Source organism: Tsuneonella sp. CC-YZS046, from assembly GCF_035581365.1.
GTDB lineage: Bacteria > Pseudomonadota > Alphaproteobacteria > Sphingomonadales > Sphingomonadaceae > JAWKXU01.
The window spans coordinates 2,378,293-2,397,500 of sequence record NZ_CP141590.1 but is presented as its reverse complement, the minus strand read 5'-3'; the positions used below and the strand labels follow the sequence as shown (position 1 = coordinate 2,397,500).

The window sequence follows — 19,208 nt, the reverse complement described above, 5'->3', positions numbered from 1 at the left end:
AAATTCCGTTGCTTACGGATGCCTCAAGGTGCCAAACGCCTTGCGTCGAGGGCGGTCGTGGGAATCATGGCCAGTCACGTCCAGCAGAATAAGGGGCAGGCAGGCTCTTATATCGCCGCGCCTTCGTGGTTGCACTGGGGGCAAAATTGGCCAGAGCATACGCCAGCCTCTAGGGCCCGGACTGCAGCCACGGGAAAAGCTCCACGATCATGACTTTAAGGCATACGGCGCTTCTGCTTTCCATTCTCGGACTGGCCGTGACGCTGTTCCTGCGCCCGGCCGGTTTCTGGGGCGGCGCCGCCACCGTGGCTTTCGCGGTGCTGGTTGCGGTTGGCATCCGGGATCTTTGGCAGCCGCACCATTCCCTGCTGCGCAATTATCCTGTCATCGGCCATGTGCGCTGGCTGGTCGAGATGATCCGTCCGGAAATCCGCCAGTATCTGCTGGAGAGCGATACCGATGCGACGCCCTTTTCCAGGGCGCAGCGATCGCTGGTCTACAGGCGCGCCAAGGAAGCGCCCTCGGATCATCCTTTCGGGACGCTGATGGACGTCTATGCCGATGATTATGAGTTCATCCAGCATTCGCTGGCGCCGGTTCCGGTTCCCGACCCGGCTTCCTTCCGGGTGACTGTCGGAAATGCCCAGTGCTCGCGGCCCTATAGCGCGAGCGTATTGAACATCTCCGCCATGAGCTTCGGTGCCTTGTCGGCCAATGCGATCCGGGCGCTCAACGCCGGCGCTGCCCGAGGCGGGTTCTTCCATGACACCGGCGAAGGAAGCATCAGCCCTTACCATCGCGAACACGGCGGCGACATCACGTGGCAGATCGCGTCGGGCTATTTCGGCTGCCGCGACGAACTCGGGCGTTTCGATCCGGACCGCTTCGCCGCCCAGGCCGCTACCGACCAGGTGCGGATGATCGAACTGAAGCTGAGCCAGGGCGCCAAGCCGGGCCATGGCGGGGTCCTGCCCGGGCGCAAGGTGACGCCGGAGATTGCCGCCACGCGCGGCATCGCCACTGGCGTAGACTGTATCTCGCCGGCTTGCCATTCGGCGTTCGGCACGCCGCTGGAAATGATGGCGTTCCTTCAGCAGTTGCGCACGCTGTCCGGGGGCAAGCCGGTCGGCTTCAAACTGTGCGTCGGCCTGCCGTGGGAGTTCATGGCGATCGTGAAGGCGATGCTGGCGACGGGCGTCATGCCCGACTTTATCGTCGTTGACGGCGCCGAAGGGGGGACCGGCGCGGCGCCGGTCGAATTCAGCGACCATATCGGCGTTCCGATGCGCGAGGGATTGCTGTTCGTTCACAACACCCTGGTAGGCGCGGGCCTGCGCGATCAGATTCGGGTGGGCGTGGCGGGAAAGCTGATTAGCGCCTTCGATCTGGCGGCGGTGCTCGCAATCGGAGCCGATTGGGCAAACTCGGCGCGTGGCTTCATGTTCGCGCTCGGGTGCATCCAGTCGATGAGTTGCCACACCAATTACTGCCCGACCGGCATCGCGACGCAGGATCACCGGCGGAGCCGGGCGCTGGTGGTGCCGGAAAAGGCCGAGCGGGTTTGGCGCTATCATGCGCGCACCGTGCAGGCGCTTGCCGAGCTTCTCGCGGCTGCCGGGCTTCACCATCCCGACGAACTCAGGCCCCATCATCTGGTGCATCGGGTCAGCACTGTCGAAACCCGGCAGTTCGACAGAATGCACTATTTCGCCGAGCATAACGATCTGGTCGAGAAGCGCGCGGCATCGCGCTTTTATCGGGACAACTGGGATCGGGCGCGGCCGGATCGCTTCACGCCGGCTTGAAACGGCCATGGTTCCCGGCAGGATGATCGGAGCGGATGCGTCCGGAAGACATGCTTGTTCTCGATGTCAATAGATGCGGCCTGGACGCGAGCTGAGTGACGGTTCGACGGGCGCTGCGATTGCGGATGTTCCTCCTCGCGCCACCAGCGGCAGCCTTTGTGAAACACCGCGACCGGCCCCAAAGGGATTGTCTACTGGCGAGCGGCTGCTAGCGGGTCATGGTCGATCAATCTGCGTGGGAAGATGAATGCCGAAAATTGATGAGAAACTGGAACCCATCCTGGCTCAGGTTCAGCGCCGCAATGCGGGCGAAGCCGAATTTCACCAGGCCGTCACCGAAGTTCTGGAAAGCCTGGGCCGGGTCGTCGCCAAGCGGCCGGATTATCTCGATCACGCCCTGATCGAACGGATATGCGAGCCGGAGCGCCAGATCATCTTCCGGGTGCCCTGGGTCGACGATGGCGGTGACGTGCGGATCAACCGGGGTTTTCGGGTGCAGTTCAATTCGGCGCTCGGCCCCTACAAGGGCGGCCTGCGCTTCCATCCTTCGGTGAATATCGGGATCATCAAGTTCCTGGGCTTCGAGCAGATTTTCAAGAACGCCCTCACCGGGCTGCCGATCGGCGGCGGCAAGGGCGGATCGGACTTCGATCCCAAGGGCCGCTCGGATGGCGAGATCATGCGGTTCTGCCAGTCCTACATGACCGAGCTGCACCGCCATCTGGGCGAATACACGGACGTTCCGGCCGGCGACATCGGGGTCGGCGGGCGTGAGATCGGCTATCTTTTCGGCCAGTACAAGCGCCTCACCAACCGTTACGAGGCGGGCGTCCTTACCGGCAAGGGCCTGGTCTATGGCGGGTCGCGCGCGCGGACCGAGGCAACCGGCTATGGCGCCGTCTATTTCGTGGAGCGGATGCTCGGCACGCGCGGGACCGAGTTTGCGGGCAAGCGCGCGGTGGTGTCCGGTTCGGGCAATGTCGCCATCTATACCATCGAGAAGATTCAGGAGCTTGGCGGCAAGGTCGTCGCCTGTTCGGATTCGGGCGGCTATGTCGTGGACGAGGACGGCATCGACCTCGAACTGCTCAAGGACATCAAGGAGGTCCGGCGCGAACGGATCTCGGAATATGCGGCCCGGCAATCGCGCGCGCACTTCATCGACAGCGGCTCCATCTGGGACGTGCCTTGCGATATCGCGATGCCGTCGGCGACGCAGAACGAACTGACCGGCGGGGATGCCCGCAAGCTGATCGCCAATGGCGTTATCGCCGTGGGCGAGGGGGCCAACATGCCGTCGACTCCGGAAGCGGTCCGGCTGTTTCAGGAAGCGGGCATCCTGTTCGGCCCCGGCAAGGCCGCCAATGCCGGCGGCGTGGCGACCTCCGCGCTGGAAATGCAGCAGAACGCTTCGCGCGACAGCTGGACTTTCGAGCAGACGGAGCGGCGGCTGGCCGAGATCATGCGTGGCATCCACGATATTTGCGCCGCGACGGCGGAAGAATACGGAAAGCCCGGCGATTATGTGCTGGGCGCGAATATCGCGGGTTTCGTGCGGGTCGCGGAAGCCATGAGGGCGTTCGGCGTGATATAGCCTTTGCAGGCATCGGACGCTCGCGAGGGGGCGGGGCCATTTCCCGAGACGCTCAGGAAGCGGCCCCCTACGGGTGGTCGCTGCGAGGGCGTCTTGCTGCGAAGATGCCCTGTTCAGGTCCTGACTCTAGCGCCTGCGCCCACCCTTGAGCGCGGAATGGACGGCGGCTTCGCTCGATGGCGCCTCGACCAGCGAGGAAGACATTTCCTGCGCTTCCATATAGGCGTCCATCCATTCCGGCCCCTCGAACATCAGCGAGGCCAGTTTGCGTGCCCGCAGCGTTTGCAAGGGCTTGCGCGCGATTTCCTGCCCGAGATCGAGCGCGAGCGGGAGAACCGCGGCTGCGGGAACCACATAGTTGAAGAAGCCGGTGGCTTCCAGCTGGCCCGCGGTGAAGGCTCGCCCGGTATAGACCATCTCGCGGATCTTCGCTTCGGGCATGCGCAGGGTCGCGAGCAGGCCGGCGCTGCCCCCGATCAGGCCGTAATCCACTTCCGGGCACGCAAAGCGGGCCGTCTCGCTGACAATGCGCAGGTCGCACATTCCGGCCAGCATCACCCCGACGCCGATCGTCGCGCCCCTGATCGCCGCGATCATCGGGCGGTCGATCTTGTGGAAGCGCGGCAATTGCTCGTTGATGAAGTCGTAGCGTTCCTTGCGCCTGGCGGCGGTCATGCCCTTGAAATCATGCAGATCCGCGCCGCCGCACCAGGCCCGCGCATCGTCCGGGGCGGTGATGATGATGACCTTGATCCGTTCGTCGCTGGCGACGTGATCGGCGAAGTGCCCGATGTCCTGATAGACCGAAAGCGAGATCGCGTTGACCGGAGGGCGTGAAAAGGTGACGACGGCGACGCCATCGGCCCGCACCTCCATCGTGAAGGCGCCGATTTCGATAGTTTCAGTCATGGCAGGCTCCGGCAGATCGGTTTGAAGCCAGGGTGACGCTCCCGATCGCTCGTCCCGGGCAATATCGCCGCCGGATCGGGCAACCGGCTCCTCATGGCGGCGCGGAGCCGGGCGGAGGGCCAGTGGATCGCGGCGCAAGCCAAAAGCGGATTGCCGAGGGGGAGAGGTCGTTCGCCGATTGCGTTACCGCACTGCGCGATGTGTGGACGGCAGTGCGGCGCGGAACTGGCTGATTCACCCTTCACGAGGGTGAGATAGGTGCGGGGCCGGCAAAAGTCCATGGCGGAAGCGCTTTTCCGCGCCGCGCGGGCGAAGCCATTCCGGTGCCGGTCCGTTCTCAGCCCGCCGATGCGCCACCACGGCTCACGCCATCAACAGGTCCCGACCCTAGGCTCCGCGCCTTTTCGAATTGCGCCATGGTTGAATCGAAGGAGCTTCGCGCCGCGTCCTCCAGCGTGCGGCGGCGGTGCTCGTCCGATACGATCTCGATCCCGTATACACCCTGATAGCCGGTCAGCATGATGCTGTGCAGAAACGCGGGCACGTCCAGCTCGCCTTCGCCCGGCAGCTTGCGGTTGTTGATCGTATCCTCGAAAATGGTGCCGACCTGCTGCTTCATCGCGTCGTCCACTTCCACCGCCGTCACCAGATAGGGCGGAAGATTGGCGACATCGTCATAGGAAATCCCGCCCCGCGCCATGTGCCAGATGTCGATCAGCAGGCCGCCGTTCGGCTCGCTCGCATGATCCACCACGCGCCGTCCGGTTTCCAGATCCTGAATCGCCGCGCCCGGCACCAGTTCGATGCTGACGCGCGTGCCCGCCTTGGCCGCCTCGCGGCAGAGCTGGCCGAAATCGTCGCCCACCTTCTCCAGCGGCCAGGACGATACGGAAGCCGGGCCGGGGGCCAGGAACAATTCACCCACCGTCTTGATCTGGGCGGCGCCAAGCTCCGCCGCCGCTTCCAGCAGGAAGGCGCGGTTCGCGTCGGAAGCAGCCCTTCGCTCGCCCTCGGTGAACCAGTCCGTCAGCACTTCGAATTCGATATAGTCCAGCCCGGCATCGGCCATGATCTTGCGGATACCGCCATAGCCGATGGTCCTCACGTAATGGGCAAGATCGTTGGTCTCCAGCCCGATGCCGACGAAGCCTGCCGCGGCCGCCGCTTCCGCGCGTTCCTTCAGCCCGAACGGGGCGGGATCGGACGAGGCGAAGGGAATGATGTTGCCGGCCAGCGTGAAATATGACGCGATCAGCTTCGGTTGTGACATTGTCGTTCCTCTCCCGGCATCTGCCCTGTTCGAGCGTTATTTCAATACCTTGGGCGGGCGCCCCAGCAGCAGCCCGGCATCGGCGGTAATCAGCTGCCCGGTCAGCAGCTCGGCGGATATGGCGAGCCAGCCCACGGTTTCGGCGATCTGGGCGGGCGTCGCGACCCGTTCGAGCGCGGCGTCGCCGGCAAATTTGTTGCGCAGCTCGTTGTAGGCGTCCTCGCCCACCCCCTCCAGCAGCCATTTGCCTTCGATCATTCCGGGCAGCACCGCATTGACCCGGATATCGGGCGCGAGATTGCGGGCCAGGGCCAGCGTCAGCGTGTTGAGCGCGCCTTTCGACGCGGCATAGGCGTAGGAACTGCCGGTGCCGTTGAGGCCGCCGACGGACGACACGTTCACGATCGCGCTGCCCGCATCCATGTGCGGCGCCACGGCCCGCGTCATCTGGTAGGGGCCGACGGCGTTTACCGCGTAGATGCCGAGGAAGTCGTCGAGATCGAGCGCGTCGAGATCCGTCAAGGAGCGGAACAGCGTCGTGCCCGCGCTGTTCACCAGGACATCGATGCGGCCCCAGCGCTTCACCGCTTCCGCGGCGATCCGCCTGCAGTCGGTGTCTTCCGCCACGTCCCCCTGCACGGCCAGGGCATCTGCGCCCAAGGTCCGGCACTGCTCGACGACGGTGCGGGCGGATGCCTCGCTCGCGCGGTAATTGACGAGCACGTCGAAGGACTGCCGGGCGAACCATTCCGCGCAGGCCGCCCCCACGCCGGAGGCTGCCCCTGTTATCACTGCAACGCGACGCTCGCTCATTCATCCACCCATTTGATGATGTGATGGGCCACGGCAACGACCTCATCATCCTGATTGTTCACTGTAACCTCGGCGTGGCTCCTGCGGGATTCGGATTCGATCCCGGCCACCACATAGTCGATGCGGATCGTATCGCCGATCCGCACGGGCTTGACAAAGCGGATGCGGTCGAAGCCCAGCGCGACCGGCACGGCCCTGCAGCCATTGTCCGCCGCCTTCTGCGCCATGGCGGTGGAACAGGTGGACATATAGCCCACCAGCAGCGCGCCATGGGCGATGCGGCCGCCGAACGGGGTCTGGCGCATGGCGTGCTCGTTCACATGATTGGCGGAAAAATCCCCCACGATCCCGGCGAAGAGATAGACGTCGCTCTCGCTCACGGTCTTGCTGAACTGGGTGCGGTCGCCGATGGCGAGCCCGAGATCTGTCATGGAAAAGGCACCTCTCATCCCCGCCGCCGGCCCGCCCGCTGCCTGCAGGCAAACCGCGCCGGTGGATCAATTGGTCAAAGCATAGGGGCAGGATCGGGCGAATGCCAGCGGCCTTTGGAATGGGTCGGGCCGGTTGACGCGGAACGCCGGAAATGTGCATTTCGATTTTCCTTTCCGGTGCGCCGCAACCCCGTGAAAAAGCTGCCTTCCATGGCGCGCGAGGCGCGCTTTTCGGTGTGACCTTTCGCGGGAGGGCGCTTCCTTGCTGGCCCATTTCCATCATCCCCGTGCAAAGGGGGATTCAGCCGTCCACGCATCCCGGGTTCCCGCTTGACGGTAGCGAAACAAGCGAGTGGGAGAACAGGAAGGGCACGTGCCATCCGGCAGGGTAAGCCAGATTTTCGCGGAGTAGGAAAGAAGAGCCTACTCCTCCTTCAGGCGGTGCCGCCCTTTTATTCGTAGCTACATTTTATCCTTGCATCAGAAGCGGATCGTAGATACAGATAATTCGTGAAGATCGAATTCGACCCAGCGAAGAACGAACGGAATATCCGGGAACGCGGACTTTCCTTCGAGGATTACCAGGGCTTCGATAATATCCCTGTCGTGGTGATCGATGATCGTCGCGATTATGGCGAAACCCGTTTCCGTGCTTTCGGCCGGATCGGCGGCAAGGGTTACATGATCGTTTATACTGAAACCGATGCGGGCATCCGGCTGATCAGCTTCCGCCGGGCCCGCGAAAAGGAGATGAGGCGCTATGAATAAGCCCTTCGATGACAACCCGGAATGGACCAAGGAAGACTTTGCCAGGGCCAGGCCCGCGGATCAGGTCCACCCCAAGCATGTCCTCAATGCCCTGGTCCGCAAGCCGGGCCGCCCGGCCGGCTCCACCAAGCCGGATGCCAAGCAGCTGATTTCGCTGCGCCTGGACAAGGATATCATCGCCAAGTTCAAGGCGGGCGGCCCGGGCTGGCAAAGCCGGATGAATGAAGCCCTGCGCAAGGCGGCGGAGAAGGCTGCACGCTGAACAACCTTTTGGTGGGTTCCCAATCCGGCTTCCCCGGCCTGTCGGGCGGGGAAGCACAGTGGGGCAAGGGCGGTCAGTCCTCCCCGCCGAACCGCAGCCGGATTCCCGCGTTGAGCACGAAGCCTTCGGTCGGCGCCCAGGCGTCCACGGTCCAGCGTCCGTCGGCCGCCCGGCTGGGCCTGAGCAGCGGATCGTAACGGGTTTGCCGGATGCCGAGGATGTTCTCCGCGTTGGCGAACAGCCGGGCCTTGCCGACCGCCACTTCTCCCAGCAGTCCGATCTCGAAATAGGGCTTGCTCTGGCGGCGATAGGGATTGTCGTCGAGCGCTTGCCTGCCGGTGTAATAGACCTCCAGCCCGATCCGGCCCTTGCCGCGCTCCTCCCACATGGCGACGAGACCAGCGGTGTGCTTCGGCGTCAGCGGCTTGGTCCTGCGCCCGAAACCGTCCGGGTCCGGTTCGGACGCGTCCACATAGACATAGCTGCCGGTCACCACGAAGCTGTCCCAGCGATAGCGCAGCAGCAGCTCGGAGCCCCTGATCCGCGTCAGCCCGGCGACATTGACGAGGCGAACGCGAGCCGGGTCGTTTTCCAGCGGCTCGATCCGGGTCGTGTTGCGGACATCGGCGCCGAACAGGGTGAGGTTCGCCTCCAGCGGCCCGCGCGCATAGCCGATATCCAGCGAAGCGGTCCTTGCGCTTTCGGCGCGCAGGCGGCCCAGCGGCTCGAGCCGCGACAGGCCGGCCGCCTCGATCTCCTCGACGAAGGGCGTGGGCGCGTAGAAGCCGCGCCCGCCCGATGCCCTTACCGTCCAGGGCCCGGTCCGGTAGAGCAGCGACAGGCGCGGGCTGAACTGCGTGCCATAGCGATTGTGGAAGTCGGTCCGGGCGCTTGCCGCCAGCGTCACGCTGCCGCCCAGCTCCTGCTCCAGCTGGCCGAAGATGCCGGGAACCCGGTAGGTGTAGTCGAAGGCCGGAAAGGTCCGCGAGCGGAAGCTGTCGATCTGATAGGCGAAGCCGCCGACCCATGCGGTGCCGCCCGCCTTGCCGGACAGCGAGGCTTCGGTGAACAGGGTCCGGTGGCGATCATCCTCCACCACCTCGCCGAAGCGGTGCGTATGGTCCTGCGCCATGCCCGAGGCCCGCAGATGCGCGGCCACCGTATCGCCCACCGGGAGCTTCGCTACCAGCCCGGCGTCGTAGCGTTCGGTGTCCTGCCCCTGCGGGAACGGGCTGCCGTCGGGAGCGGTGCCGCCGGGCAGGGTGCCGCCGCGCCGCTCCTCCTTCATCGCGCCGGCGGTGAGGAACAGCGATGCCCCTTCCGCGCCTTCCCAGAACAGGCGCGGGCGCACGGTCCAGCGTTCGTAGCCCGGCATGTCGGCCCAGCCGTCGTCGTCCAGGTCCTGCCGGCTCTGGCGATGGTATCCGCCGGTGATGGACGCGCCCAGGCCTTCGCCCAGGGGCGCCGCCAGATAGGCGGTGGCATCCTGCCCGTTGCGAGTGGTGGCGTTGAGCAGCATTTCGCCTTCCGCGATGTCGGACGGGCGGCGCGACACGAGATTGATGACTCCGCCCAGCGCGGACGGGCCGTAGAGGGCCGATGCCGCGCCCTTGATCACTTCCACCTGGCCCAGGTCGGTGGGTGGTATCTGCAGCAGGCCGAGCGATGACGCCTGTCCGCCGTAGAGCGGCAACCCATCCGCCAGAAGCTGGGTGAAGCGGCCATCCATGCCCTGCACCCGCACATTGGCGGCGCCGAGCGCGGGCGACGTGACCTGCACCCGGAGGCCGCCGGTCTCGCTCAGGATCGTGGCGATGTTGCCGGGGCGCATGAGGATCTTCTCCTCGATCTCCTCGCGGTTGACCACTTCGACCCGGACCGGCTCGTCCTGCAGGCGGCGGCCCGAGCGGGTCGCCTGGACGATGATCTCTTCGGCTGCTTCGGCGTGGCTGGCGGGGGCTTGCTCCTGCGCATGGGCAGGGTCTTGGGCAAATAGCATTGCGCTCGCGCCCAGCGCGAGCCTGATTGACGGTGACATGAAGTCTGCTCCTGATTTCCGTTGCATGACGGCGCGGGCATCGGCTCGCGCTGCGGTTCGGGAATCAGGCGGCGGGCGGCTGGACGGGCGGGGCCTGCGACAGCGAGTTCAGGGCGGCGATGCGCCGGGCGAAGAGCGGCGCTGTGGCGGGGAGGGGATCGCACAGCGCGGGTGCGGCCAGGCCGTCCGGCGCGATCGGGCAGTGATGATGGCCGCCCTTGGCGTGCTCGCCGGGGGTTTCGCCGGTCCCGTCGCCATCGCCGGGCAGGAGATGCGCGTCGAGCGTCAGGGCCTGCTCCGCGCCGTGCTCATGCGCCTGTGCCGGCTCGCCCAGATGCGATCCGCACCACAGGACGCTGAAGATCAGCAGGAGATGCACCAGCGTGCGCATGGCCGCGCCCTACATCGTCCCGATGATGGAGTATAGGGTCTTGCGCGCCTTTCAGAGCGCGAAGTCGCGGACCGGGTCGGTCCCGTCGAAATCCTGCGTCGCCTGGCGGATGAAGCCATGCACTTCCATCAGCGTGGGGGTCGGCTCGTAGAGTTCGATCATATGGCCGTAGAGCGGGATCGTATCGACCATGAACACCTCGATGCCGTTGGCCAGCACCGCGCGCATCGCCTTGGGGCAGCCGATCTTCTCGAACCCGGCCACCACCGCTTCGGGATCGTCCACGTAATAGCCGACATGATGCATCCCCGACGGCGCTTTGTTCAGCGCCATCACATCCTCCAGCACGGAGCGGCCCGGCTTGTTCTGCACCATGAACTCCATCATGATGTCGCCCCAATAGCCGAAGGAGGACGACTGATCCCATTCGCACTGCACGCCGCGATGCTCATGCACGGCGAAATCTATGCTTTCCGCGACGAAATAGGGGCCGGAGCCGAACAGCCGGTGATGCTGCAACGCCGCTTCCCGGATGTCGGGCACGTAATAGGCGATCTGGCAGGGTCTGATTCCGGCAAGCATCGTTCTCTCCTTGGCGCGGCGCTTCCGGCCGCTGGCTCCTGTGCGGTCAGTGGCCCTGGGGAAGGCCGGACGACTGAACGGTGAGCACGCGCCAGGCGCCGTCCTCCTCGATCCAGGTGGAGACGATATAGGCGCTGACGGCCACATCGCTGCCTCCAAAATCCGCAGTGAAGTCGAGCCGGGAGAACACCTGGGCCATGGGGCCGATCCGGGCGAGCAGGCGCATGTCGCTCCACTGCATCTCGAGATAGCGCAGGGTCCCGCTGCCGAGCAGGTCGAGATAGCTCTGCTTGCCGTCGATCCGCCCGCTCGAATGGATGAAGGTGAAATCGTCGCGCAGGCAGGCCCGCATGGCCTCGACATCATGGGCTATCGTTGCGGAAAACCGCGCCTCTTCCAATCCAAGGTCGAACCCGGCCTGCATCTGTCTCTCCCTTCCGGTTGTCGCGCCAGCTTGGCAAGCATTGGCCGCGATGTCGAGGGACTGGTTCGCCCGCCGGAAGGCAAGGGCGGATGCGTCCCCGCCGTCACTGTGCGGCGGGGGCCTGGGCCGGGTCGCCTCCTGCCGATGCCTGTCCGCCGCCCAGCGCGATGAACAGCGTCACCAGGTTCTGATATTGCGCGCGATGGGTGGCCAGCAATTGCTGCTGCGCGCTGAACAAATTGCGCTCCGCATCCAGCACCTCGAGATAATCGGCCACCCCTTCGCGATAGCGCAGGCGCGCGATATGGGCGATCTTCTCCTGCGCCGCGACGCCTCGCGCCAGCGCAACCGCCTGATCGGCCAGCCAGCGGCGGCCGGCCAGCCCGTCCGACACTTCGCGGAAGGCGTTCTGCACCGTGCTGTCGTAATTGGCGACCGCCTCGACTTCCCGCGCCTTGGCCAGCCCGAGATCGGCTTCGCGCGCGCCCCAGTCGAACAAGGGCAGGCTGATCGCGGGGCCGAAGGTCCAGGTCCGGGAATTGCTGTCGAACAGGCTATCTAGTGCGCTGGAAACGAATCCCGCGCTGCCGGTCAGCGATATGGTGGGGAAGAATGCGGCCCGGGCCGCGCCGATGTTGGCGCGGGCGCCGCGCAGCCGTTCCTCGGCGGCGATGATGTCCGGCCGCTGCAGCAGGAGATCCGAGGGAAGGCCCGCGTCGATCCGTTCCAGCGGCCCCTGATCGGCCAGCGTGCGGCCCGGCGGGAGATCCTGCGGAAGCTGCCCGCCGACGAGGACCGCAAGCTGGTTGCGGGTGCGCGCGGCGGCGAGCCTCTGCTCGGCCAGCTGCTGCTCGGCCTGGGTCAGCAGGGTTTCCGCCTGGCGATAGGGCAAGGCGGACGTGACGCCGGCATCCAGCCGGAGCTGGGCGATGCGCAATCCTTCCCGCCTGCTTTCCGCGGTGGCCTCGGCCAGTGCGATCTGCTGCTCGCTTTCGATCAATTGATAATAGGTCGAGGCGACATCGCCGATGAGCGAGAGATAGAAGGCGCGCTGCGCCGCCACGGTGGCGAGATATTCCGCCCGCGCGGCTTCGCTCAGATTGGCGAGCCTGCCCCAGAAATCGAGTTCGAATGCGGTTATGCCGACGCCAACATTGAAGCGATTGTAGGTCGTCGCCCCGGCCGATTCCCCGGAAGAGCCGGTGCCGCCCACCGAAGTGCCGCTCTCGAGCGGCTGCCGCGTGCGGCTGCCCCCGGCATCGGCGACCACGGCGGGCAGGCGGCGGCTGTCCTGAATCCGGTATTGCGCGCGCGCCTGCTCGATCCGGGCGGTCGCCGCCGCGAGATCGCGGTTGTTGGCCAGGGCGCTTTCGATCAGCGCATCCAGCCGGGGGTCGGTGAAATAGTCCTGCCACCCGATCCGGCTGGCGATCACGCCGCCGTCCGGCCGGTATTCGGGATCGTAGGCGGGCGCGGTCGACAGGGCCGGCCGTTCATGCTTCGGCGCCATGTTGATGCAGCCGGACAAGGCAAGGGCGGAGCCCAGGGCGAGGATCAGCTTCCTGTTCATGCGTGCTGTCCGCCCTGGCTGGGCTCTTCCGGATCGTGCGTGTCCATATGCCCCGCGGCGGTCGGATTCTGACGGCTGAGATATTTGCGCACCGTCAGATAGAGTATCGGAATGACGAAGATGCCGATCGCGGTCGCGGCGATCATGCCGCCCATCACGCCCGTGCCCACCGCGATGCGGCTGGCCGCGCCGGCGCCGCTGGCGATCACCAGCGGGACCATGCCCAGGATGAAGGCCAGCGAGGTCATGATGATCGGCCGCAGGCGCAGGCGCGCCGCCGCTTTCACAGCGTCGATGATCGACATGCCGCTTTCCTCCTCCTCGATCGCGAATTCCACGATCAGGATCGCGTTCTTGGCGGCAAGGCCGATGATGGTTATCAGCCCGACATTGAAATAGACGTCGGCGGAAAGCCCCCGGACCATCGAGAACAGCACCGCGCCGAGGACGCCCATCGGCACGATGAGCAGCACCGCGAGCGGAACCGCCCAGCTTTCATACAGCGCCGCGAGCAGCAGGAACACGACGATGACCGAAAGGCCCAGCAGCGCGCCGACCTGCCCGGCCGACTGCTTTTCCTCGAAGCTGATGCCGGTCCATTCATACCCGATGCCGGATGGCAGCTGCCCGGCGAGCTGCTCCATCTCCGCCAGAGCGTCGCCCGAGGAATAGCCGGGGGCCGCTTCGCCCGAAAGGGTCATCGCCGGATAGCCGTTATAGCGGGCGAGGCTGGGCGGCGCGGCCGTCCACTTCGCGGTGGCGAAGGTGCTGAAAGGCACCAGCTCGCCCCTGCTGTTCGGCACCCGCAGCGCCATGACGTCTTCCGGATTCATGCGGAACGGCGCATCCGCCTGGACCAGCACCTGCAGCACCCGGCCCTGGCGGGTGAAGTCATTGGCGTAGGCGGAGCCGAAATTGATCGAAAGCGCGGCATTCACATCGGCGATCGAAAGCCCGAGCGCGCGCGCCTGGATGCGGTCGATGTCGACCCGCAGTTGCGGCGCGGGCTGCTGGTCTTCCGGGCGCAGATTGGTGATGATCTTGCTTTGCGAGGCCAGCTCCATCATCTGGTCACGCGCTGAGATCAGGGTTTCCCGGCCCAGCCCGGCGCGGTCTTCCAGCTTCATGGTGAACCCGCTGGCATTGCCGAGCGCGCTGATCGCGGGCGGCTGGATCACGAAGGCCAGCGCATTGTCCATGCCGCCGAACTCCTGCATGGCCCGGCCCAGCAGCTCGCCCGCGCTGCTGCCGGTGGCGGTCCTCTCGTCCCAGGGGTGGAGCGGGGTGAACATGATCGCGTTGTTCTGGCCCTGGCCGAAGAAGCTGAATCCGCGCACGACGACGGTGTGCTTCACTTCGGGCTGGCTCATCCAGAACTTCTGGATCGGGTCGATCGCTTCTTCCATCCGTTCCGCCGTCGCGCCGGGCGGGCCTTGGACAACGGTGATCAGATAGCCCTGGTCCTCGGTCGGCAGGAACGCGGTGGGCAGGCGCATGAACAGGACGATGGTCACGGCAGTCAGCGCCGCGAAAACCGCCAGCCCGCGCATCGGCTTGCTCAACAGCCGGTCGTTGGAACGGCTGTATCGGCCGGTCATGTCCGCGAACCAGATATTGAAGCGGTTGAAGAAGCGGCGCGAAAAGCTCTGTCCCTTCGCGATCCAGCCCCGGATGCCGGGCTGCGGCGCTGTTTCCGGCACGGCCTCGTCGGCTGGGTCGGGATCGTGGTCATGATCGATCGGCTTGAGGAAATGGGCGCAAAGCGCCGGGGTGAGCGTGACCGCCATCAGCGCGGAGAAGAAGATCGAAATGGCCAGCGTCACCGAGAACTGGCGATAGATTCCGCCGGTCGATCCGGGGAAGAACGCCATCGGCAGGAACACCGCGATCAGCACCAGGGTGATTCCGATGATGGCGCCCGTGATCTGGTCCATCGCCTTGCGCGTGGCGGCGACCGGACTCAGCCCCTCCTCGCGCATGATGCGCTCGACGTTCTCGATCACCACGATCGCGTCGTCCACCAGGATGCCGATCGCCAGCACCATGCCGAACAGGGTCAGCACATTGATCGAGAAGCCGAAGATCCACAGGCCGAGACAGGCCCCGGCCAAGGCAATGGGCACGACCAGCGTGGGGATCAGCGTGGCCCGCCAGTTCTGCAGGAACAGGAACATGACCAGGAAGACGAGCACCATCGCTTCCACCAGGGTCTTGACCACTTCCTCCACCGAAATCTCGACGAAGGGGGTCGTGTCGTAGGGGATCGACCACTCCACGTCGCTGGGCAGGCCGGGTGCGATCTGCGCCATCCGCTCGCGCACGGCCTCGGCCGTCGCCAGGGCGTTTGCCCCGGTCGCGAGCTGGACACCCATGCCCGCCATAGGGTCGCCGTTGCGGGTGGTCCTCACCCCGTAATTCTGGGCGCCGACCTCGATCCGGCCCACGTCGGCGAGCCTGACCGTGGCGCCGCCGGTATCTGTGCGCAGCAGGATGTTCTCGAATTCCCTGACGGTGGAAAAGCGATTCTGCGTGACGATGGTGGCGTTGATCTGCTGCCCGTTCACCGATGGCAGGGCGCCGAGGGAGCCGCCCGCAGTCTGGCTGTTCTGCTCCCTGATCGCGGTGAGCACGGCGCTGGGCGAAAGATTGTAGGATGCCAGCTTGGCAGGATCGAGCCAGATCCGCATCGCATATTCGGAGCCGAACAGGCGGATGTCGCCCACGCCCGGCACCCGGCGCAGTTCGTCCACCACCCGGATCGCGGCGATGTTGCCGAGGTCGATATTCGAGAGCGCGCCGCTCTTGGAAGTGAGGGCGACGATCATCAGGAAGTTGTTGTTCGCCTGGCGCACGGTGATGCCCTGGCGGCGGACTTCCTCGGGCAGGCGGGCCTCGACCGTGCTGAGCCGGTTCTGGACCTCGGTCTGCGCGATATCGATGTCCGTTCCGGCCTCGAAGGTCAGGTCGATCGAGGCCGTTCCGTTCGATAGGCTGTTGGAATTCATGTAGAGAAAGCCGTCCACGCCATTGAGCTGCTGCTCGATGACCTGGGTGACGTTCTGTTCCAGCGTTTGCGCGTCCGCGCCCGGATAGACCACGGATATGGTCAGCGAAGGCGGGGCGACTTCCGGATATTGCTCGATCGGCAGATTGCGCAGGGCGATGAATCCCGAAAGGAACACGCCCAGCGCGATGACCCAGGCGAAGATCGGCCGGTCGATGAAGAAACGAGGCATCCCGTCAGCGCTCCTGCGACTTTGCAGGAGCCTGCTTCTGCGCGGCATTTCCGGCGGGCTTCGTCCCGGTCGCTTTCGCCCCGGCCGCTTTCGCCTTTGCCTTCGCCGCGACCGGAACGCCGGGCCGCAGTTTCTGGAAATTGCTCAGGATCACGACGTCGCCCGGCTGCAAGCCGCTCTGGACGACCCACATGCCATCCACCAGCGCACCCGTTTCGATGGGGCGCAGCGCCGCGTTGCCCGCGCTGTCCACCACATACACGCTGCTGCCGCCTTCGTTCACCATGACCGCGCGCTGCGGGATCGCGATGCCGGAAGGCACCTTGCCCGCGTAGATCCTGGCGCGGACGAATTCGCCGGTCAGCAATTGCCGGCTCGGGTTGGGAAATTCGGCGCGCAGCGCGACCGTGCCGGTGGTTTCATCCACCGAGAAGTCGACCAGGTCGATGAATCCCGGCGTCTCGTATTCGCTGCCGTTCGCCAAGGTCAGGCGGACTTCGACCATCTGCCCGTCCTTCAGCTCGAGGCTTCCGTCGCTCATGCTCTTGCGGAGGTTCAGCAGCTCGCTGGCGGATTGGGAAAACACCACATAGACCGGGCTGATCTGCTCGACCCGCGCCATCAGGGTCGCGTCCGTCTGGCTCACCAGCGCGCCTTCAGTCACCTGGGCCGGGCCTGCCCGCCCGGAAATCGGCGCGCGCACGGTGGTGTAGCCGAGCTGCAGCGATGCCGCGTCGAGCTGGGCGCGGATCTGCGCGACATTGGCCGAAGCCTCGCGGGACGCGGCGACGGCGGCGTCGTATTCCTGCCGGCTGATCGCGTTTTCGGCGACCAGTGGACGATAGCGCTCCACCACGGCCGCGGCGTTCGCGGCGGTCGCCCGGGCGCGATCGAGGCTGGCCTTGGTCTGGGCATAGCTGGCCCGCAGTTCGGACGGGTTGATCTGGAACAGCGGCTGGCCGGCGCGCACGTCGGAGCCTTCCTTGTAGAGGCGGCGTTCGACGATGCCCGTCACGCGGGCGCGCACTTCCGCCACCCGCACCGGCGCGACTCGGCCCGGTAATTCGATGACATTGGGTACTTCCCGGGCGCTGACCGTGAGGGTTTCGACAGGAATGGCCGGCGGCGCTTCCGCTTCGCCGCCGCTGCAGGCAGCAAGAAGCAGGCTGAGAGCGGCCGCGATACTAGATCTGGTCAATTGTGCCATCCTTCCATTGTGCAGCGCGAAGGCGTAATATATATTACACAAGTCCATCGCAAGGGGGGGATCGAAGTAAAATGTGGTCTGAGCAGGATTGTGCGGACGCTCGCCTCATACGGAGGCGGACGGCATTCATCGAAGCCGCTCGCGAGGCTTTTCTCAGCGAAGGCTTCGAACGCACCACGCTGGCCCAGGTGGTGGAGCGGGCGGGCGGCTCGCTGGCGACGCTCTACAAGCTGTTCCGCAGCAAGGAAGGGCTGCTGACCGCGGTGGTCGAAGAAACAACCGTTTCGGGTGAAGAGATCGTTCGCGATGTCGGGGCGAAGGGGCTGCCCCTGCTCGACAGCCTGACCCTGATGGCGGAACGTTTCCAGCAGGCTTTCGGGGAAACCTCCTCGATGGCCCTGTTCCGCATCCTCATCGCGCGAAGCATCGACAATGACGATTTCGTGCGGGAGTTCTGCGAGGAAGGGATGGAGCGGGCGCGAGTCGAGCTTGCCGCCTTCTTCGCGGCGCGCAAGGAAGTCGCCGCCGCGGGCGCCAACAGTCCTGAGGAGCTTGCCGGCCTGTTCTTCGCGCTGATCTGCCACGAGCATCTGCTGCAGACGATCAGCGGAGTGACGCTCGACGATTCCGTCGATGTCGCCATGCGCGTGCGATTCTTTCTCAGGGGCGCCGCGCTGGCCGTTTAGGCCCTGACCCTGGGCCATCAGCGCCGCGAGGGCCTGCCGCTTTCCGCCGAGCCAATTGGACCGTTTCCGTCCTAACTCCGATGGACCTTGCGGGGCCGGACGGCGAGGTGAAGCGGACACCGATCTCCCGCCACGGGCGGAGAAGGTGGCCTTTGCCTTGGGGGAACGGATGGGGCCGGATCGCGCGCTCAACCTCATGAACGAGATGCTCTGGAACACGGCGATTGTCGCCGGGCCGGTGCTTCTTGCCACGCTTGCCGTCGGCCTGATCGTGTCGGTGTTTCAGGTCGCCACCCAGATCCAGGAAATCACGTTGAGCTACGTGCCGAAGATGCTCGCGGCCATGGTCCTGCTGATCGCGCTGGGCCCGTGGATGATCGCGCGGCTGACCGGCTTCGCCCGCTCGCTCTATCTGCTCATCCCCTCGCTGGCGGGTTGAACCGGCCCGATGGAGGAAATGACGGCGCAATTGACGGCGGTCCTGCTGGTCAGCTTGCGGATCGCACCCGTGCTTGCCTTTGGCGGGCCATTTGCCATGCTGCGGATTCCCGTGACGGTGCGGGTGCTGCTCTCGTTGGCCCTGGCGCTATGGCTGGTGGCGGGACGGCCGGATGCGACGACCGCCCGCGTCATGGCCGGATACCCCCTGCCGGGCCTAGCCGCCGGGGAACTGTTCGTGGGCCTCGCCGTCGCGCTCAGCCTGCAGCTGGCCTATGCCGCCATTCTCTGGGCCGGGCGCATCATCGACGTGCAGGCGGGGTTCGGACTGGCCATGATCGCCGACCCCACCACCCAGGCCCAGATGCCGCTGGTCGGCACCGTGTTCGCCTATGCCGCCGCCATCGTCTTCTTCGCCACCGACGGTGCGCATGATCTGCTGGCGCTATGGGCCGCGACGCTGGATTTCATGCCGCTGGGCCATGGCTTGTATACAGGCGATGCGCGCGCCTTGCTCGGATTGGTGGCGAGCCTGTTCGCCATGGGCATCGGGCTGGTCGGCCTCATCCTGCTCGTGCTGTTCCTGCTCGACCTGTCGATCGCCTTCATGTCGCGCACCCTGCCGCAGATGAATGTCCTGCTGCTCGGCTTTCAGGTCAAGTCGCTGGCGGTTCTGGTCGTTCTCCCGCTGTCGCTCTCGCTTTCGGCGGGGCTGCTGTTGCGCATGATCCGGCTCTCGCTGGAAGCGGTACCCCGCCTGCTGGGCCAGGGCGGAGCCTGAGCG

Annotated in this window: 18 protein-coding genes; 7 read left to right on the top strand and 11 right to left on the bottom strand. The window is 65.6% G+C overall.

Annotated features, from left to right (window positions below):
• Positions 1 to 209 precede the first annotated feature (209 nt).
• Positions 210 to 1,805: an FMN-binding glutamate synthase family protein gene (locus U8326_RS11770; RefSeq protein ID WP_324740506.1), complete on the top strand. Its 1,596-nt coding sequence runs from the start codon at positions 210 to 212 to the stop codon at positions 1,803 to 1,805.
• Between the two features lie 247 nt (positions 1,806 to 2,052).
• Positions 2,053 to 3,399 carry an NADP-specific glutamate dehydrogenase gene (gene gdhA, locus U8326_RS11765; protein WP_324740505.1) on the top strand — a complete coding sequence of 449 codons (1,347 nt, stop codon included), beginning with the start codon at positions 2,053 to 2,055 and terminating at the stop codon, positions 3,397 to 3,399.
• A gap of 126 nt (positions 3,400 to 3,525) precedes the next feature.
• Here the strand turns inward: gdhA and U8326_RS11760 are convergent, their stop codons facing one another.
• The 4 genes from U8326_RS11760 to U8326_RS11745 all read right to left on the bottom strand — a co-directional run bounded on the left by U8326_RS11760 (position 3,526) and on the right by U8326_RS11745 (position 6,822).
• Positions 3,526 to 4,308, bottom strand: a complete 783-nt coding sequence (locus U8326_RS11760; protein WP_324740504.1) for an enoyl-CoA hydratase/isomerase family protein — start codon at positions 4,306 to 4,308, stop codon at positions 3,526 to 3,528.
• Between the two features lie 337 nt (positions 4,309 to 4,645).
• The gene (locus U8326_RS11755; protein WP_324740502.1) at positions 4,646 to 5,578 is read right to left on the bottom strand and encodes a sugar phosphate isomerase/epimerase; all 933 of its coding nucleotides are present in this window, start codon (positions 5,576 to 5,578) and stop codon (positions 4,646 to 4,648) included.
• Positions 5,579 to 5,614: 36 nt separating this feature from the next.
• Positions 5,615 to 6,391: an SDR family NAD(P)-dependent oxidoreductase gene (locus U8326_RS11750; RefSeq protein ID WP_324740501.1), complete on the bottom strand. Its 777-nt coding sequence runs from the start codon at positions 6,389 to 6,391 to the stop codon at positions 5,615 to 5,617.
• Complete coding sequence (locus U8326_RS11745) at positions 6,388 to 6,822, bottom strand: MaoC/PaaZ C-terminal domain-containing protein (protein WP_324740500.1); 435 nt, start codon at positions 6,820 to 6,822, stop codon at positions 6,388 to 6,390. Before U8326_RS11745 ends, U8326_RS11750 begins: the two co-directional genes overlap by 4 nt.
• Positions 6,823 to 7,332: 510 nt before the next feature.
• On the opposite strand from U8326_RS11745, the gene U8326_RS11740 reads away from it, so the two are divergent.
• Both U8326_RS11740 and U8326_RS11735 read left to right on the top strand, forming a co-directional pair.
• Positions 7,333 to 7,590 carry a BrnT family toxin gene (locus tag U8326_RS11740; RefSeq protein ID WP_324740499.1) on the top strand — a complete coding sequence of 86 codons (258 nt, stop codon included), beginning with the start codon at positions 7,333 to 7,335 and terminating at the stop codon, positions 7,588 to 7,590.
• A complete protein-coding gene (locus U8326_RS11735; protein ID WP_324740498.1) occupies positions 7,583 to 7,852 on the top strand; it encodes a BrnA antitoxin family protein in 270 nt (89 codons plus the stop codon). The genes U8326_RS11740 and U8326_RS11735 overlap by 8 nt, the downstream gene beginning before the upstream one ends.
• A gap of 73 nt (positions 7,853 to 7,925) precedes the next feature.
• Here U8326_RS11735 and U8326_RS11730 read toward each other — a convergent pair whose 3' ends face one another.
• The 7 genes from U8326_RS11730 to U8326_RS11700 all read right to left on the bottom strand — a co-directional run bounded on the left by U8326_RS11730 (position 7,926) and on the right by U8326_RS11700 (position 17,300).
• The gene (locus tag U8326_RS11730) at positions 7,926 to 9,890 is read right to left on the bottom strand and encodes a TonB-dependent receptor plug domain-containing protein (RefSeq protein ID WP_324740497.1); all 1,965 of its coding nucleotides are present in this window, start codon (positions 9,888 to 9,890) and stop codon (positions 7,926 to 7,928) included.
• Positions 9,891 to 9,954: 64 nt separating this feature from the next.
• Positions 9,955 to 10,281 carry a hypothetical protein gene (locus U8326_RS11725; protein ID WP_324740496.1) on the bottom strand — a complete coding sequence of 109 codons (327 nt, stop codon included), beginning with the start codon at positions 10,279 to 10,281 and terminating at the stop codon, positions 9,955 to 9,957.
• Positions 10,282 to 10,332: 51 nt separating this feature from the next.
• On the bottom strand, positions 10,333 to 10,863 hold the full coding sequence (locus tag U8326_RS11720) for a VOC family protein (RefSeq protein ID WP_324740494.1): 531 nt from the start codon (positions 10,861 to 10,863) through the stop codon (positions 10,333 to 10,335).
• A 46-nt stretch (positions 10,864 to 10,909) separates the two neighbouring features.
• On the bottom strand, positions 10,910 to 11,287 hold the full coding sequence (locus U8326_RS11715) for a nuclear transport factor 2 family protein (RefSeq protein ID WP_324740492.1): 378 nt from the start codon (positions 11,285 to 11,287) through the stop codon (positions 10,910 to 10,912).
• A 103-nt stretch (positions 11,288 to 11,390) separates the two neighbouring features.
• Entirely contained in the window at positions 11,391 to 12,857 is a 1,467-nt protein-coding gene (locus U8326_RS11710) for an efflux transporter outer membrane subunit (protein WP_324740491.1), read from the bottom strand.
• The gene (locus tag U8326_RS11705) at positions 12,854 to 16,093 is read right to left on the bottom strand and encodes an efflux RND transporter permease subunit (RefSeq protein ID WP_324740490.1); all 3,240 of its coding nucleotides are present in this window, start codon (positions 16,091 to 16,093) and stop codon (positions 12,854 to 12,856) included. The genes U8326_RS11710 and U8326_RS11705 overlap by 4 nt, the downstream gene beginning before the upstream one ends.
• Before the next feature lie 4 nt (positions 16,094 to 16,097).
• Positions 16,098 to 17,300 carry an efflux RND transporter periplasmic adaptor subunit gene (locus U8326_RS11700; RefSeq protein WP_324740489.1) on the bottom strand — a complete coding sequence of 401 codons (1,203 nt, stop codon included), beginning with the start codon at positions 17,298 to 17,300 and terminating at the stop codon, positions 16,098 to 16,100.
• Between the two features lie 71 nt (positions 17,301 to 17,371).
• Here U8326_RS11700 and U8326_RS11695 point away from each other — a divergent pair, with 71 nt between their 5' ends.
• The 3 genes from U8326_RS11695 (at position 17,372) to U8326_RS11685 (ending at position 19,205) form a co-directional block, all read left to right on the top strand.
• Positions 17,372 to 17,986, top strand: coding sequence for a TetR/AcrR family transcriptional regulator (locus tag U8326_RS11695; protein WP_324740487.1), 615 nt, complete (start codon positions 17,372 to 17,374; stop codon positions 17,984 to 17,986).
• A gap of 145 nt (positions 17,987 to 18,131) precedes the next feature.
• Positions 18,132 to 18,425, top strand: a complete 294-nt coding sequence (gene fliQ, locus U8326_RS11690) for a flagellar biosynthesis protein FliQ (RefSeq protein ID WP_324740486.1) — start codon at positions 18,132 to 18,134, stop codon at positions 18,423 to 18,425.
• An 18-nt stretch (positions 18,426 to 18,443) separates the two neighbouring features.
• Complete coding sequence (locus U8326_RS11685) at positions 18,444 to 19,205, top strand: flagellar biosynthetic protein FliR (RefSeq protein ID WP_324740484.1); 762 nt, start codon at positions 18,444 to 18,446, stop codon at positions 19,203 to 19,205.
• Positions 19,206 to 19,208: the final 3 nt, after the last annotated feature.

Excerpts from the sequence above, each read along its gene's own strand:
- U8326_RS11745 (WP_324740500.1), bottom strand. The coding sequence starts at position 6,822 with ATGACAGATCTCGGGCTCGCCATCGGCGACCGCACCCAGTTCAGCAAG.
- U8326_RS11710 (WP_324740491.1), bottom strand. The coding sequence starts at position 12,857 with ATGAACAGGAAGCTGATCCTCGCCCTGGGCTCCGCCCTTGCCTTGTCC.
- U8326_RS11705 (WP_324740490.1), bottom strand. The coding sequence starts at position 16,093 with ATGCCTCGTTTCTTCATCGACCGGCCGATCTTCGCCTGGGTCATCGCG.
- U8326_RS11725 (WP_324740496.1), bottom strand. The coding sequence starts at position 10,281 with ATGCGCACGCTGGTGCATCTCCTGCTGATCTTCAGCGTCCTGTGGTGC.
- U8326_RS11715 (WP_324740492.1), bottom strand. The coding sequence starts at position 11,287 with ATGCAGGCCGGGTTCGACCTTGGATTGGAAGAGGCGCGGTTTTCCGCA.
- U8326_RS11700 (WP_324740489.1), bottom strand. The coding sequence starts at position 17,300 with ATGGCACAATTGACCAGATCTAGTATCGCGGCCGCTCTCAGCCTGCTT.
- U8326_RS11755 (WP_324740502.1), bottom strand. The coding sequence starts at position 5,578 with ATGTCACAACCGAAGCTGATCGCGTCATATTTCACGCTGGCCGGCAAC.
- U8326_RS11685 (WP_324740484.1), top strand. The coding sequence starts at position 18,444 with ATGACGGCGCAATTGACGGCGGTCCTGCTGGTCAGCTTGCGGATCGCA.
- U8326_RS11695 (WP_324740487.1), top strand. The coding sequence starts at position 17,372 with ATGTGGTCTGAGCAGGATTGTGCGGACGCTCGCCTCATACGGAGGCGG.
- U8326_RS11735 (WP_324740498.1), top strand. The coding sequence starts at position 7,583 with ATGAATAAGCCCTTCGATGACAACCCGGAATGGACCAAGGAAGACTTT.
- U8326_RS11730 (WP_324740497.1), bottom strand. The coding sequence starts at position 9,890 with ATGTCACCGTCAATCAGGCTCGCGCTGGGCGCGAGCGCAATGCTATTT.
- U8326_RS11720 (WP_324740494.1), bottom strand. The coding sequence starts at position 10,863 with ATGCTTGCCGGAATCAGACCCTGCCAGATCGCCTATTACGTGCCCGAC.
- U8326_RS11760 (WP_324740504.1), bottom strand. The coding sequence starts at position 4,308 with ATGACTGAAACTATCGAAATCGGCGCCTTCACGATGGAGGTGCGGGCC.
- U8326_RS11750 (WP_324740501.1), bottom strand. The coding sequence starts at position 6,391 with ATGAGCGAGCGTCGCGTTGCAGTGATAACAGGGGCAGCCTCCGGCGTG.
- U8326_RS11770 (WP_324740506.1), top strand. The coding sequence starts at position 210 with ATGACTTTAAGGCATACGGCGCTTCTGCTTTCCATTCTCGGACTGGCC.
- gdhA (WP_324740505.1), top strand. The coding sequence starts at position 2,053 with ATGCCGAAAATTGATGAGAAACTGGAACCCATCCTGGCTCAGGTTCAG.